Below are 14,666 nucleotides of genomic sequence, written 5' to 3'. Positions count from 1 at the left end.
ACCTTGATGCTAGTAGAACACGAAGCGTGCTCGCGCCTCTTCGAACTCGGCACCTTGGACGTGATGGAGATCGCGGCAATCAGCGGGCACAAGAGCCTCGCTATGTTGAAGAGATATACCCATTTGAAGGCCTCGCGACTGGTTAAAAAGCTCGAAGGCAACAAACACCGCGGCCAGCAGGTGGTCATCAATCACCTGGTCCCGTACCCCGCCATAACTCAGCAGACGCCCACAGGCGTTGTTGTCCGCGTCTTGGACTTCGAAGGAGTAGAAGGGCAAGGACTCACGCCGGAAATCGCGCTACAGAGCGCCCAGGACGCCCTGCTGAGGCATCTCATGGTGGCCTTGCGTGACAAACGCCACGTACCAGCACCTGATCAGTACCTGGAACAGGTCGACGAGGCAGACATCATCATGCTGGATCCACTCTGCCTACTCTCAGAACAGTCAAAAGGGGGGGGTCACACTTTTTTGCAGTGATTGGGTGATCTTGAAAGTACGGGTAGCCAGGACAGACGCGGGATTCGGGCACTACATTGCCAATCCGGGGTGTGGCGAGGGGGAGGATCAGCACCTGGTCGTTTGGACTATATCGGCTTGTTCAACGGGTCTGTCACGAGGACGAACATTACTAGCTCACCAATGTTCGTTTCTGCTTACGGAGGCAATGGCTCCGGAGGAACCTGCGGGAATAGATATCAACTTTCTGCGGCTGTATTTTACGGAGGCTGGATTACAGTTGCAGGGTCAAGCCATACATACGATGTAGGTTCCAAATCGGATTCCATCGGTTTCATGGTGCCAGCGGGCAGTGCATATCAAGTGTCGTCCGCTCCATATACATGCGGCGCTGGACGAATCTATCTGGCTGAATTCACTCAGTGATCATCTTGCCAATCCGGGGTGTGGTCACCGGGAGAGTCAACAGAGATACAAAGCGGCTCGGTGTATACATCTATCTGCGGGAGCTATTGGTTGAACGCCCCGGAGTCAATTTGCAATAACCTTCCATATACCGATGTTGTGTTTTCAGAACCAATGGCGTCTCCACCGCAGATAATTGTCGCTTCTACCAGGCTCTTTCCATTTACTCCATGCGCTGCAGGAGCATCAGATGCGATAGACCATGTGGTAGCAAGTGTGACCCGCTTTGGATTCAGGCTATATGGAGGTGCTAGTCCTTCTTCAACAGCGTCTGGTTCTTGCGGATCAGCTGCTGTAAATGGACGTGCAGTTAGTGGCTTCTCGTGGCTCGCGCTTAATAAGAAGCCTTGATTGCCAATCCGGTGTGTGGAAAGGCGGCAACGGAAGCGCAGGAACGCTAACTACACTTTGCGCCATGTGCTACGCCCGGTTTGATGGAATAAATAATACGGGCAGCATCCTTATGATCACTGCCTACTACGGCAAAGTCGTTATAAACAACAATTACAATGAAGACCAGAACGTGTATGAGTTAAGTGGATACGTAGGTGGGACCAGAGTAGTCAATTCACTAAACGCCAATAGAGCGTATTCCAAATCAACCTCAATCACCTTCTTTGTGCCGGCGGGATCAGCTTACTCAATAACCTCAAATCCGCCGAATCAATCAAGCGGGCCTGGCCGATTCTATGCCTATGCTGTTTACTAGCTTGCCAATCCGGGGTGTGGTTCAGGATGTATAAACCATCGTATGTCCTGACTAGAATTTCTTATGTAAACAATCAACCAGGAGCTAACGGATACGCGACCTGTGGAAGTGAGCCCGGAAAGGAGACTGGCTCTTTCCAGTGGTCGTTATCCTGCGGCAATCGAGCGTGCATGAGTTACGGATTCATAGCCGGCCAGGTACAGGAGTATGTCGTCCCCCAAGATGCTGCAGCCCTAACATGCTTTTAGTTCACTGTTTACGCTGCCCATAAGAAAGCCCCTTACCGGGGCTTTTTTATGGGAGGGTTTATTCGAATCTGGTGCACATGGACTTCGTGATGGTTGGCAAGCCTGTTAATAGCAAGTTGCTGTGCAATACCCGGTGCCCTGATCTTGGGCATAAGCCTGGAGAATCCAGTTTCCAGACGAGTCGTAGACCTTGCAGCCGAAGCCTGGATAGGTGCTTGCTACGTTTGTACCATGGTTTGAAGTTATGGTGCAGATCTTGTGGGCTCCGATATTAAGTGTTCCGCCCCAACCCCCTACACTTTTAGGGCGGTAATAAGAAGTTGAATACTCGCTTGGTGTCCCTAAGCCGCCATTGGATGTCCACACCCCGGATTGGCAAAACACAATTTTAACGGTAGCAGTAGACAACTTGGGTGCCAGAGCCGGAGTAATACCAGTTCCCTCCGCTAAATGTTAATGACTTCGAGTTTCCACTGCCGTAATTGAGGGTGCATATTACCCACGTCCCTAGATTAGAGCCGGTTACCCGATACGGCCCATCAAGTCCGCCACCGACCTTGGACCACACACCGGATTGGCAAGCTTATTCGAAGCGGGCGCAGATACATTGGGCAGGCCCGCCTTCGCCGTAGCAAAGGTTAGGTTCGACTGCGTATGTGTCGTAGCTGCTCGACTGTTTTCCGGAACATCCGGTGCGTATTTCGTTTGCGGCGCATCTACAAGGATTGCCAACCCGTATCACTGTGGCAGCGCTAGTTATACCGCTCCCTTTCCACGCTCCGGATTGGCAAGATCGTCTATGGCTTATAACAGCCGTAGGAAATACAGGGCTGACATCCACCCACCGCCACTGCGAACTGCGTGTAAGCGTTATAACCTGTAGGGCAACTGCAAGCACCCGTTAGAGGGTTCCCACCGCCACATCCGCCACCGGCCCAACTTGCATAGAAGTAAGACCCTCCCCAACGCTCACCAGGAGTAGCTCCCCGCCACACCCCGGATTGGCAAAAAGCAGTTTTGCATGTAAAGCTATTTCAGAACTTGGCAAGCCATATGGTAACTATCGAGGCTTTTGTCATTAATCAAGCCAATGAGAACCGCTCCCTCCGGACAATATGCAGCACCTGAATTCGACGAGTCGTGATAGGACACGTAACCGCCGATTACCTTTTCTCCGAGCTTTACTCCCGAGGCGGAAGTCCACACCCCGGATTGGCAATTAGAACTGGCAGCAGAAAATAGTTGAATAGTCATTCTGTCCAATAATTATCCCGGGCGTGCTGCTCCCCCTCCACCCGCTTCCCGTTGTGTCCCAGGCAATCTTCGTATATCCGGCAGGGCAAGCGTAAGTCGTTACGTCGTTAGACGAATAGCCGGGTATCGTGAATGCCTTACACGTAGGAGCGCCCCCGCCGTTGGATTTCCACACACCGGATTGGCAAGATAGTGTGAGGCCAGCAGCGTTGCGGCCTACAAGGCCATTCGGAGAGCATCCGGCACCCTCAGTTGCCACTCCGTTGAGCTGGAGGTACTCCCCTACTTCGGTCCTCCCTTCCGAGGTCAACTTGCCCCCGCGCATCTCGCCGGCGGTGTAGACGTTCTTGTTTGCATACGAGCGCACCCAGGTCGGATCGCTCATATACCAACCGCCGACCCATTTCTCGTTGTACCAACCACTATCCCCGCGAGTACGGAACCACCCACCGGTATAGGTCTCCCCGGTAATGTCAGCCGTCTGCCCCTTGATCGTGCCGCCGACGGTTGCGTTGCCGGCGACGGCAGCGTTCCCGGTGATGTTTGCTGTAGTAGCGTTCACCGTGCCGGTGTTGTTGAGGTTGTTGCCTCCCATGTCGATCGAGGTGTTCATCCGGTTCACTTCGGGGTGACCCGCTACCGAGTTTCGATACAGGTAGTCGTTGGTAAGGGCGCCGTCGTCGAAAAACAGAGCGGTCGCCAAGTGCCCTGCCCCCGGGGAAACGCCGTAGGACGCCAGCGGCACGCCCCACCCTCCAAACGAGCCCTCCACCCGGGCTGTGTCGACGTTCGAGACATAGCCGCCGCGAGCGCCCACCTGCTTGGCAATCCGACGAATGCTGGTCTCGGAAATGGTTTCACCGCCGGTGGTGACAACCAGCGTCTGCAGCTTATTCGGCGTCGGCTCGATCGCCAGTACCCTGTAGGCCTGGCCGAAGCTGTTCAGGTCGGCGACGCTCGTCTCCAGGTACCCGGTGTTCTTCAACATCGTCGTGGTAATCGTCGCCGGCGTAGTCGGCCCTGCAGCCGCAACGACCGCGGCGTAGTTGTCCTTGATATAGGCTGCAGCCGCGTCGGAAATGATTTTCTGGTGATCGGCAGTGGTCTGCGCGGCCATGTTGTCCGCGTGATCGAACATCGCCTGGGCACCGATCCCGAGGGCGGAGATCACCAGAATCAGCACCACGATCATTTCGATCGCGGCAAAGCCCTGCTGCTTCTTCGCACCCCGCAATACCCTGCCTCTCGCCTTCATGTTCTCGTCCCTCCAAATAGGTTTTCGGTGCTCCACGAGGCCTGCCGGAGCTGTTGTTCGATGTCTTGGTGCAACTGGCCAAACTCGCCCTTCCGGATCTTGGCCCGGATCCCGGTATCGCCTGCGCCAATGGAGAGCGTCTTGACCATCAGTCGACCAGGCTGACCAGGCTGCCGTTTGATGGTCTGCCAGATGACTGCACTCAGACCGTCGGCAAGCAGGTCGTTGTTGTTCGGCAGCTCCGCGCACCAGGTCGAGATCCTCGACAGAGCATCAGGAATGTCACGACCGTGTATGGTCGCGATGACCAAGCGACCATTGGTACTCGCGGTGACTGCCTCGACGCCGGCGGCCGTGTCCCTAATCTCACCAATGAGGATCAGGTCCGCACTGGCTCGCATCGTTTTGATGAGGTGCTCGCGGTATCCACCAGCCTTTCGCGACGCCGGCACTTGGATACAACGGCCAGGACCATGCAGCCCGTTCAGAGGCGTTTCCGGCGGATCCTCAATCGCGATAGCGACGCCGCCATGAATCATCAGGCGCTCCACCACGAGAGATGCTGCAGAGGTCGTCTTGCCGACCCCCATCTCACCAGCGAAAAGGATCAGCCCCCGCGTCCCCTTATCGAGCAGGAGCTTTACCGCGTGCGGAGGCAGGCCCAGAGTCGCGAAGCGGCGGATCTCCGCCTCCGGTCGCCGAATGAAAAAGACGTTGCTGTTGGTCACGTCGGTCATCTGGGTGACCCGCAGCATCGTACCCTCGTGGATCACCGCAAACTCGGACTCACCATGCGTGGCGTAGCCCTCCATGCACTTCTGGCGAAGTGCATGAATAAGCTCCTGCATGCTGTCTGGCACAGGGATCCGGGGCGCATGCGCCCCGGCCACCTGTTTCATGTCGCTGTAGCCCTCACCAATGTAGAGATCGATCCAGCCGAACTCTTTAGGCGAATGGTTTTCTGGGCCGCTCATACCCCTCCCTTACTGCCACCGGCAGATTAGGTGTTGCTCGCCCAGGTGAGGGAGTTGCTGGTGGCACTGCTGCAACCGGCGGTCGCAGCAGCCTGGGTGACCTCACCAATGATCGCGGTACCGGAGTTGATCCTGGTGGAGTACACCCCACCCCGGGCCAGCTTGGTGGCCAAGGTCAGGCAAACGCCTTCGGGAACAGCGGCAGACGCGACCGTGAAACCGGTACCGGTGGATACCACGGTCACAGCACCACCCCAGGTGTTGTAAAGCGCGCCGGAGGTAACGGTCATGTTCTTCGGCACAGCACCGGCCTTGATCAGCGCCGGCACCAGGTTCGTACCGGAAGCGCCGTAGCCGGAAGAGGTTTTCAGGTTCTTGGTGCCAGCCATGAGCATGTTGACGTTGGAGATCTCTTCGGCGGCCTCGTTGCTACCGAACAGGGTGTCCCAGCGACTCGCCGCCAGGGCCAGCAGGCCGATCACGATGATGAGCACCACGATCATCTCGATAGCCCCGAAACCCGCCTGCTTCTTCGCATGGGCCTTGCGATTGATGCCAGGCTGAACTGGCTTTACTTCTGCTGCTTTTTCCATAGCTACCTCTGTGGTTGGGATTTTGCTGTTGTTCACTTCGCTACCGCCTGAATTGCGTCCTGGATGCCCGACACCCCCGAAATAACCGTCATCAGAATCACACCGACCGTGATGATCCCGCCGGCGATTGCCATTTTTGCGGCCGACTGGATCTGCTTGATGCTCTTCTTCAGCCATCGATCACCGAAGTTGCTCAACGCATCTTCGAAACCATCCTTGCCCGACAGGATCATGAGGAACTGGACTGCCTTCTTATCTGGGAAGTCGTATCCGGCCTTGCTCAACGCGACCCCCAGGTTCCCCCCGATACCCAGACCGTAGAAGGCGGCATTAAGGCGTTCGCGCAACCACGGGCTCGCTTCCGCGGCCATCATCCGGAGGGAGTCCTGCAGGGAAACGTTTGCTTGGATCATCACGCCGACGTTGAGGAGGAACGTCGAGCCGTGGAGCATTCGATACACCGACCAAGGCGGAAGCTTGTCGAGGTGGACGCGCAGTCCACCTCGCAGATATGGAAGCGAGGCGAAGACCAGGAACAGGAAGATCAGAATGCCGGCCAGGGTGATCGCCCCGTAATGGACGACGTATTGGGACATCTCGTAGAGGAAGGCCGCGGCGCCGGACCAGGTCTCTGGATTAGAGGTCCTGGCCAATTTGGGAACCAACTTGGTGGACACCATCACCAGCATCACGCAGACCATGGCCATCAGGAACGACGGATACACCGTAGCCAGCAGGATGGCTCCCACGATGTCCTGCTTGGCCGTGATGATCTTTCCGCAGTTGTCGAATGAGGTCTTCAGATCGCCAGAACGCTCGCCAGCGGCGATCAGCGTGTATTCCTGATAGGGAACCCACTTTGCCAAGGCCTTGGATAGCGGCTTGCCGTCGGCCACCTCACGGTAGCAGTCGTAGGTCACCGCAGCGAGCGCTCGCTTCGGTTTCTTCCCGTTCTCACTATAGATCTTGTACATGTCCTTCAATGCAACATCGAGGAGCACTCGGTTTTCCAGGAGCAACGACAGCGCCTCGTAGAGCTCCATCCTTATAGAGCCGTAGAACTGCAGTCGGATCACCGCGAGATCCAGCCTGGCCATCAAATCGTGCAACTGCATTTCAATCCCTCAGGGTGATTTCGTCTTCGTCGAGCGTGCAGATGTCGCGCTCTCCGTGCAGCGGATCCACACACCCCATGTTCATCAGGCGAATGAGGTGCGCGTTCTTGGTGATGCCGCCCATGTGGTCGACCCAGTAAGCCCTGGCGTCGGCCTTGCCCTTCTCTCGGAATGCCTTCATGAACCCCTTGTTCGGCATCATGACCTCCGAGACCACCGTCCGACCGCGCACACCCGTGCCGTTGCAGTCAGAACAACCTGGGCCACACACGTAAACGGTGCTGGGCGTGCAGAAGCGCTCCACACGCTCAATGAGGTCAGATGGCAGTTGGGCCTTGGCTTGTACGAACGGCAGCTTGCAGCTGTTGCAGAGCGTTTTAACCAGCTCTTGGTTGATGAGCCCGGTCATCAACATGGGATCCGTCAGGAGACTTATCTCAATGCCGAGGTCTTTCAGGCGCTCAACGATAGCGACGAGATCGTTCGCGTGGAGCGTCGTCCACAGCTGGTGCCCTGTCATCGCGGCAGTGAAAGCCGCCTTTGCGGTCGCGAGATCGCGGATCTCACCCACCATCAGGACATCGGGATCGAGACGAAGCGTGTTGGAGATCGAGCGCGCCCACTCCTGGGATACCGCTTCAGCATCGTCCGAGTCGCATAGAATTGGGGTTTGAATCGCCCTACCCTTGCCGATCTCGTATTCCGGTGGGTTCTCGATCGTCAGCAAGCGGATCTTGTACTCAAACAGCTCCAGCAGGTCGCTCAACACGCGCTGTAGGGTGGTCGACTTACCTGAGCCGGTCGGGCCAGAAAAAATGATGATCCCTTTGCGGCGTTGGATCATGCGCGTGATCAGCTGGATCTGTTCCAGCAGATAGCCGAGCTCTTCCAGCGACCCGCCGGCCGAGCTCCGCAGTAACCGCATGACCATCAACGTCCCTTTGTCGGTCGGCCTGGTCGCGATGCGGGCGCCATACAGGCCCCAGGCCTTCACGAAGGACTGCTTCAGACGGGCATCTTGCGGTTGGAGGTCGTTGTAGGTTGGATCCGCTACGTCACACATCGACTGGTAGATGGTCGAAGCGATAGCTTGACCATCTTCCGCCCGGATCTGGTCCTTGACGACCAGATCCCCATTTACCCGGTACTCAACGAGCGCGGTATGCCGTGTCTTGTCGATGGTCAAATGGATATCGCTCGCGCCGCAGGTCATCGCGTCCTTGACGAGACGTTGCACCTGCACTTGCCGAGGCGTGGTTTCTTCGATCAGACCGACCGGCTTGGCGACAGCGATCGCCGGCCGCACGGCCGCTGCGTTGGCATAGAGTTCGCGAATCTCCGGCAACGGGTGCTTCTGCAGGGTATAGCGGACCTTGCTACGCCCCAGACGCTCCATGAAGCCGAGCACATACGGATCGCCGAGGTGCGAAGCCGAGACATGGAGCACCAGGTCATCGGTCAGGCACAGTAGATCCCGCAGCTTCTCATCGATAGAGTACTTCCCGCCGGGAGCGGTAAGCACCTCACGAGGTGTTTCGATAGTAGCCAGCGCAGGAACGCCCATATGCTCTCTCCGTGCCCCTTTACGGATTCAAGCCAGGAAGCATCGGCTGAGGTACGCCGTATCCAGGCTGCCCCATCCCAGGATTCATGCCGTTAGCGACACCTGCCGACGGTGCGTGCGAGGCGAAGCCCACCTGGAACCGTCGACCTCCTTTCTGCAGCTCCACCTTGTCCACGGTGACGTGTACGACCTTGAATCCGCCGGGAATAGTTTCCCCGGCTGCAGCATCGGCCGTGATCCCCGAGGAATAAACAAACGTCGCGTAAAGCTTGCCGTTGACACCCGCTACAGATCGAACCGATGGAGTACCTGCGTCAGCGAGGCCGCCCGACGACAACCCCATCGGGACCCCGCCGGCGCTGCCGCCATTGAGCTTGCGCAGCTCATCTTCCTGCCTGGCCAGGTCGACTTGCGCTTTCTTGAGCAGCACCTGCCCCTGCAGTTGAGTCAGGTCGCCCACGGTTGCGTCGGCAGCGAGCGCACTGGACGATACGACCAACATTGCGATTACGATCGCAGCAGGCATCTTATTTTTGGGCATAGATCTCTCCATCGACCTTCCAGGTCAGTTGGGCCGATTCGAAGTTGAGGTTTACCGAAATCTCGGTCAGTCGAAGCCCAGGACCAGCAAGCCCAGACAGCGTTTCGTTCGGCGCCCGCGGCGACTCATAGCTGAAGGTGAACGTGCGCCAGAACGGCTCGGGCTTCTTCGGCGCGTTTGGATCGTTCGGATCCTCGCCGGGCATCCCCTGCCGCTGCTCTTCTGTGGCCTTCTCGTTGATGACGGGCTTCAAGCCGAGACGTTGGAAATGAGAGGAGAACCTGTTCAGCAGCGGATTCATCTGCTCCAGGTCCTCATCGCCGCCTACCCCCATGTCGAGAGGCACATGTACAGCTGCCGCCTGACCCTCTTCGAAGAAGGCGGGCTCGGCGGCAGGAAAACGTGGGGCAGCGCCGATGATGAAATCGCCTACCGTGGCGTTCCCCGTGCGCGAGTAGGTGACGTCGACCTTGTCGAAAGAACAACGGGCGGACTGGAACACCCAGCCGTCGAAAGCCAGAGGGAGCTTGGTGACCTGGGCAAAGCAGACGCGCCAAAAGCCATCAACCTCGGCCATCTTCGCCCACGGGTGTTCGAGAGCCTGCAGCGACTGTTCCTGCTGGGCTTTTTCGTTCAGGCGCTCCAGCTCAAGGCGTTGCTCTTCTGCAATGCGGATCCGTTCCTCACGGATCCGCTTTTCTTCCGCGGCCTTCCACTGGAAGAACACAACAGCGCCGACCAGGGCAAGGACGCCCAGTACGCCGACAACGCCCCACTCCTTCGAGGTCAGGCCGAAGGTCAGCTGCTTGAGCCGGTACTCTTTCTTGAGGCTGGATGCTACCAGCACCTTGTCGAGGTAGAGCTCGTTGTTGGAAAACCCAAACTCGGGTGGAGAAAAGAATTTGTCGTTCTCGTCGGTAAAGAACGCCTGGAAGATCTGCAGTTTTTCCTGAATCTCGACTTGATCACCCACGATGTCGCAACCCGGAAGGATCGCACCATCTTTCACGCCGACCAGCGCGTAGCGCTCGGCACCAAGGGCAAACACGCCAAGCCAGGACTCACCCAAGGCTCCTGCTAGCGCAGCGGCCAGGCTGTACATGCCCTTGGTCACACCAGCGTTCTTCGAGACGAAACCCGCCTGGATGATGCTCCCGTGACGAATCGCCACGATGTCCATCTTCTCGCGCTTTCCGATCTCCCGGGCCTCTTGCATGTAGGCCCGCGGCTTGCTCAGTGGCTGCCAGAAAAGGCCGCTGACGAAGCTCTGTCCGTTCACCGTTGTCACGGTGACCGGCGTCGAGATGACCTCATCCTCCATCGGGCCCATGCTCAACCTTCCACGATCGGAGTGATCAGGACGACGATGACGTCCTTGCTGTTGTCACGCTTGAGGCTACCGCCCATCAGCCAGTTGCTCGCGCTACCAACGCCTGCCTTGCTGCCGTTGTCCACGGACTGCTCGAAGCCCGAAAGAACCAACGTCTCACCGGACCGCAGCTTGACCATCTGCGAGAAAATTCGGTTGTCGACCTCGGGAATCTCGATGGTGTTGTCGCCGCTGGAGACCTGGCGGATTTGCTTCAGCGCACTGAGGTTGATCGAGTAGCGCAGCAGTAGCTCTTTACCCGGCATCACGTAGGGAAGCAGGTTCATGTTGAAGCCGGACGTGACGGTCCCAGGAGTCAGCGAAGTGGTCGAACCTACGTCAGCCGTATTGGTGGTCTGAATGCTGGCCAGGTAGCTCGTCTGGCGAGCGACCTGGACAGGCACTGGCTGCAGGTTCAGCGTGGTGACGGATGGGCTGGTAATAGTCGATACACGACCTTGCTGGGCCAACGCCTTAACCAGCAAATTCGATCCAGCCCATTGGCTGCTTGTGTCGAGGATGCTGACCGAGCCTTGTACTGCTGCAGCATCCGCCTGGGTGACGTTCTTCCAGCCGATGCCCCACTTGCCGTTTACGGCCGTGTAGACCAGATTCCAGTCGATGCCGAGGTCATCCTTGTCGGTCAAGGTCACGCTCAGGACTTTGACGTTGAGAAGGACCTGCTTGGTGATGTTGCTGTTTTCGCCGTTCAGGAAGTCGCCGACACGGGCAAGCACTTCAGGCGTGTCCGTTACCGTCATCGTGCCGGTGGAGCTAGACATCGACATTCGGCCCACGCCCGGAGTGAGCATCGACTGAACACTGTTTCCGATATCCTTGGTGATATCAGTGTTGATAGTGACGCCGGTGGACTGCGAACTGCCGGAGTTGCCCGATATCCCACCGCCACTGCCTGAGTTGCTGGTACCGGAGTTGCTTACCCCAGCAGCAGAAGTGGTTCCTGAAGACACGACAGAAGTCATGTCGGTGACCGAAGGGATTGCATACAGGCGGAACGTCTTGGTGTCGACGTAGAAGATAGTGACCAGGTTTTCCGCAGCGCTATACTTCCAGGAGAGTCCCAGACGCACGGTAGCCATATCGAGCAGCCCCTTGGCCGGGCCGCCCTTCCACTTTAATCCGCTGATAGACAAATTGCGGCCACCGGACGATGCCCCCAATGCCGAGCCCCCCTGGGGCAGTGCCGGCAGCGGCGGAAGCCCCATGGCGCCGCCAGGATTGGCGGCGGAGCCCTGTTGCTCGCCCAGCGGAGGCAGCGAGAAGCTAGAAGCGCTACTGCCTGTCAGGGTCACATCCGGAGTGACACGAACCGGTATGCCACACCATTTTGTGATCTCCTGACCGACCTGAAAAATGTCGACGTCGGCCGTCGGCGAGTAGGTGATGTCGCAGTTAAGCGCGTCCGGGATCCCGTCGATCTTCAGGTTGATTGGGCGAGTCGATACCCACGGAGTGTCGGAGTAGCGAACGGTTGGCCTTGCCGGCGTATCCTGGCGCGACCGCATACTGGCGGCGAGGCCTTCGGCCGACTCGCTCGCATCCTCGGCACGGCGCATGGTGTCGTTGACATTGCTGATCGTGCAGCCGCTTGCGGCGACGAGCAGGAAGCTCGCGATCAAAGGCTTCAAATTCATGTTCAGTTTCTCGCTGAGATGGCCAGGACGGGCGGAGTTTGCTTCTGGTACACGTCGACCCAGAACGGCTTTTCAGCCTTCTCGTAGCTCCGGAACAGCGTGGTAATGGCGTCTAGGAAAGACCCTTCGAAAGTGAGCGAGGCCTTGATGGGGTAGTCGTAGTCGGCGTTCCACACCACGTCCCAACCAGCCTTTTTGCCCCACTCCTGGACGGAGGTTTTAAGCGTGCTGCCCGGCTTGGCCACCCACTGAGGTTTCGGCGGAGGCGGGGGCGGCACCTTGGCCGCTGCTACAGCAGTTGCCGGCGCGTACACCGGGCGTTTCTCGCCGATGAAGATCTCGCGCTTGTTCCAGTCGACCTCTGCAGAGAGACCCTGCTCGGTTGCCAGAATGTCGAGGACCTCCACCCAGCGCCGGCCACCACGCCAGTCGACCAATTTGCCTTTGTCGACACGGCCAACCATTTCCGCTTTCAGGTACCCATGCCAACCCACCGGCGCAATCTGCTTCAGCGCTTCGGTGATCCGCACTTGGCGACCGAAGCCGCGGCGAATCTCTACCTCCCCGGAGGGCTGCCCAACGAAGGTGACAGCCAGAAGGGTAAAGCCGCCGACGTTTGCAGCCGGCACCGATGCAACCGACAGGCCGGTAGTCGCGCCTGGCTGAATTACGGCCGTCGGCGGCGCTGCAGTGGCTACCGCAGCGGATGCAGGACGGCTCATCGCCGCCGGCACAGCAGGAGACGGCGCCGGTCGCACCGGAGGCTCCTCCGTGACGAAGAAACCCGCATGAGCAGCAACGGGCAATATCGCCATCGCCGCTGCAATCAAAACTAATTTTTTCATCCGCCTTGAAGCCCCTATGTCTTGTGTCTAGCCGTGCCTCATGAGCCCACCAAGGAGACCCTTGGCGGACGGTGCCCTGCCCTGCTCGGCAGCAGGTGGAGGTGTCGCCTCCCGCTCCTGCTGAGCAGCGTTCCGGGGCACGCTCGGTGGCTCCGGCTCCTGGGCTTGCTGCTGCTCCACAACAGTGGTTTCCACGCGACTTTCATTGCTTGAAAATCGCACTTCGTCTTTTTGCGTATTATTACTTTCGTTGTTTGATAACGCAACACTAACAGAGCCTAAAGCCTTTGCCGAAAGGATTTGATTTCCCACGGAGAGGCACAGCTTTAGGTACTCCTTGTCAGGTTTACCGAGCTCGGCTGATCGGCGATCGAACTCATCCATAACAGCCAGCTCGGCAGGACGCTTGAAGGAGAGGCGGAGAAGAAATCTCCGCCCGTAACGCTCCCAACTCTTGCTGGTCGTCCTGGCCATGAATCAGGCCTCCTGCCCCGAGGAGTCCGCGATTGCCTCCAGGGCCTGGATCACCCGCTGCTGCTCTGCAGGGGACTTCCCGGCTAGCTCCTGGAGAAGCGCATCGACATCGATTTCCATCTTCAGGTACTTGAGCATTCCGCGAGCGTTGGAAAACTCCGGGCGCGTCGGTACGAGCAGGTGCGGGAAGGCTTCTTTCAAGCAGTTGGACATGAGAGCAGCACCGCCGCCCACCAGGATCACCGCCTGCATCTCGGCGGCATCGCCAATCCGGCGCTTAGATTCGCGGATGATCTGTTGCGAGATCTCGGCTACCGCAGCGTCGACGATGTCGCCGACATCGTGCTGCAGACCTCTGAGGCGGATGTTGCGGTGCCGGGCAACGTGCTCCAGCGTGGAGAGGCGGATCTTGCTGGCACCGAACTTACGTTTGAGCTCGTTCTCGATGATGTCGTAGACATTGCTGATGCCCACCACACCGGTACCGGACCCCACGTGATCAAGCTTGCCGCCGCCATAGACGGTGACACAGTCAGTAGTGCGCCCACCGATGTCGATAACGGCAACGGGAGCGTCCATCTCAACATCGGACTTGAAATTGCCGTTGTCGTCGACGACGTAGTCGATGTAGGCCACCAGGCCTTGTGCCGTCACCCGCTGCTGGATGATCTGGATGGGCTGCAACCCGCCCAGCGGTTCGACGGGTTCGGAGAGGTTCGCCATCTTGCGATCGATGAGGGATTGGTTGGGCTCGCTGCTGCCGGCAACAAAGAACGACTGAAACGGCAGGCCGGTGGCCAATACCACTCGTTTTCCAGAAAGCCCGAGCGAATGGAGCGTGTGGTGCACTAGGACGCGGTTGATTTCGCTGGTCGAGAAATCATCGAAGCGAGTGTCTTCGCCGTCGATTTGCGGATCCACGGTGTACTCGCGCCCGCTGGTCTGGTAGCCGCCCAAGCCTGCATCCCCGTCGCCACCGCCGATCAGGGACAAGGTGAAGCCTGCCCGGGCCAGAGATGGATGCGCGATCAGCGCGTCGCTCGCCAGCCCTTTCATCTGGCGGAAGCCGTCATCTACTACCGCGAGTACTACATCATCAGCTCCGACCGCGGCCGGAGAATTGTTTTTCGAAGCCATCATGCTCCC

Annotated in this window: 11 protein-coding genes and 1 pseudogene; 1 reads left to right on the top strand and 11 read right to left on the bottom strand. The window is 58.2% G+C overall.

Going from position 1 to position 14,666, the window contains the following annotated elements; genetic code table 11:
• Window positions 1–480, top strand: a pseudogene (locus G1E_RS28750) (integrase); the annotation flags it as partial.
• A gap of 2,620 nt (window positions 481–3,100) precedes the next feature.
• On the opposite strand, the gene pilV reads toward G1E_RS28750, so the two are convergent.
• The 11 genes from pilV to parM are packed head-to-tail and all read right to left on the bottom strand — an operon-like array spanning window position 3,101 to window position 14,657.
• On the bottom strand, window positions 3,101–4,390 hold the full coding sequence (gene pilV, locus G1E_RS16540; RefSeq protein ID WP_009684383.1) for a shufflon system plasmid conjugative transfer pilus tip adhesin PilV: 1,290 nt from the start codon (window positions 4,388–4,390) through the stop codon (window positions 3,101–3,103).
• Entirely contained in the window at window positions 4,387–5,364 is a 978-nt protein-coding gene (locus tag G1E_RS16535) for an ATPase, T2SS/T4P/T4SS family (RefSeq protein ID WP_009684382.1), read from the bottom strand. The genes pilV and G1E_RS16535 overlap by 4 nt, the downstream gene beginning before the upstream one ends.
• Window positions 5,365–5,390: 26 nt before the next feature.
• Window positions 5,391–5,957 carry a type 4 pilus major pilin gene (locus tag G1E_RS16530; RefSeq protein ID WP_023118099.1) on the bottom strand — a complete coding sequence of 189 codons (567 nt, stop codon included), beginning with the start codon at window positions 5,955–5,957 and terminating at the stop codon, window positions 5,391–5,393.
• A 32-nt stretch (window positions 5,958–5,989) separates the two neighbouring features.
• The gene (locus G1E_RS16525) at window positions 5,990–7,072 is read right to left on the bottom strand and encodes a type II secretion system F family protein (RefSeq protein WP_009684380.1); all 1,083 of its coding nucleotides are present in this window, start codon (window positions 7,070–7,072) and stop codon (window positions 5,990–5,992) included.
• Window position 7,073: 1 nt separating this feature from the next.
• Window positions 7,074–8,636 carry a GspE/PulE family protein gene (locus G1E_RS16520; RefSeq protein ID WP_009684379.1) on the bottom strand — a complete coding sequence of 521 codons (1,563 nt, stop codon included), beginning with the start codon at window positions 8,634–8,636 and terminating at the stop codon, window positions 7,074–7,076.
• 19 nt (window positions 8,637–8,655) lie between these two features.
• On the bottom strand, window positions 8,656–9,177 hold the full coding sequence (pilP, locus tag G1E_RS16515; RefSeq protein ID WP_009684378.1) for a type IV pilus biogenesis protein PilP: 522 nt from the start codon (window positions 9,175–9,177) through the stop codon (window positions 8,656–8,658).
• Window positions 9,164–10,507, bottom strand: coding sequence for a type 4b pilus protein PilO2 (gene pilO2, locus G1E_RS16510; protein ID WP_052960513.1), 1,344 nt, complete (start codon window positions 10,505–10,507; stop codon window positions 9,164–9,166). The genes pilP and pilO2 overlap by 14 nt, the downstream gene beginning before the upstream one ends.
• Before the next feature lie 2 nt (window positions 10,508–10,509).
• The gene (locus G1E_RS16505; protein ID WP_015026533.1) at window positions 10,510–12,201 is read right to left on the bottom strand and encodes a PilN family type IVB pilus formation outer membrane protein; all 1,692 of its coding nucleotides are present in this window, start codon (window positions 12,199–12,201) and stop codon (window positions 10,510–10,512) included.
• 2 nt (window positions 12,202–12,203) lie between these two features.
• Window positions 12,204–13,046, bottom strand: coding sequence for a toxin co-regulated pilus biosynthesis Q family protein (locus G1E_RS27085; protein ID WP_052960512.1), 843 nt, complete (start codon window positions 13,044–13,046; stop codon window positions 12,204–12,206).
• A gap of 27 nt (window positions 13,047–13,073) precedes the next feature.
• Window positions 13,074–13,520 carry a hypothetical protein gene (locus G1E_RS16495; RefSeq protein WP_009684372.1) on the bottom strand — a complete coding sequence of 149 codons (447 nt, stop codon included), beginning with the start codon at window positions 13,518–13,520 and terminating at the stop codon, window positions 13,074–13,076.
• 3 nt (window positions 13,521–13,523) lie between these two features.
• Window positions 13,524–14,657, bottom strand: a complete 1,134-nt coding sequence (gene parM, locus G1E_RS16490; RefSeq protein WP_009684371.1) for a ParM/StbA family protein — start codon at window positions 14,655–14,657, stop codon at window positions 13,524–13,526.
• Window positions 14,658–14,666: the final 9 nt, after the last annotated feature.

It is taken from the genome of Pseudomonas sp. TJI-51 (assembly GCF_000190455.2).
In the GTDB taxonomy this organism is placed as follows: Bacteria; Pseudomonadota; Gammaproteobacteria; order Pseudomonadales; family Pseudomonadaceae; genus Aquipseudomonas; species Aquipseudomonas juntendi.
Note: the sequence above shows the minus strand (reverse complement) of the source record. Positions and strands in the feature narration are given on the sequence as shown.

Coding starts and splice junctions, on each gene's coding strand:
- pilV (WP_009684383.1), bottom strand. CDS start 4,390: ATGAAGGCGAGAGGCAGGGTATTGCGGGGTGCGAAGAAGCAGCAGGGC.
- G1E_RS16535 (WP_009684382.1), bottom strand. CDS start 5,364: ATGAGCGGCCCAGAAAACCATTCGCCTAAAGAGTTCGGCTGGATCGAT.
- G1E_RS16530 (WP_023118099.1), bottom strand. CDS start 5,957: ATGGAAAAAGCAGCAGAAGTAAAGCCAGTTCAGCCTGGCATCAATCGC.
- G1E_RS16525 (WP_009684380.1), bottom strand. CDS start 7,072: ATGCAGTTGCACGATTTGATGGCCAGGCTGGATCTCGCGGTGATCCGA.
- G1E_RS16520 (WP_009684379.1), bottom strand. CDS start 8,636: ATGGGCGTTCCTGCGCTGGCTACTATCGAAACACCTCGTGAGGTGCTT.
- pilP (WP_009684378.1), bottom strand. CDS start 9,177: ATGCCCAAAAATAAGATGCCTGCTGCGATCGTAATCGCAATGTTGGTC.
- pilO2 (WP_052960513.1), bottom strand. CDS start 10,507: ATGGGCCCGATGGAGGATGAGGTCATCTCGACGCCGGTCACCGTGACA.
- G1E_RS16505 (WP_015026533.1), bottom strand. CDS start 12,201: ATGAATTTGAAGCCTTTGATCGCGAGCTTCCTGCTCGTCGCCGCAAGC.
- G1E_RS27085 (WP_052960512.1), bottom strand. CDS start 13,046: ATGAAAAAATTAGTTTTGATTGCAGCGGCGATGGCGATATTGCCCGTT.
- G1E_RS16495 (WP_009684372.1), bottom strand. CDS start 13,520: ATGGCCAGGACGACCAGCAAGAGTTGGGAGCGTTACGGGCGGAGATTT.
- parM (WP_009684371.1), bottom strand. CDS start 14,657: ATGGCTTCGAAAAACAATTCTCCGGCCGCGGTCGGAGCTGATGATGTA.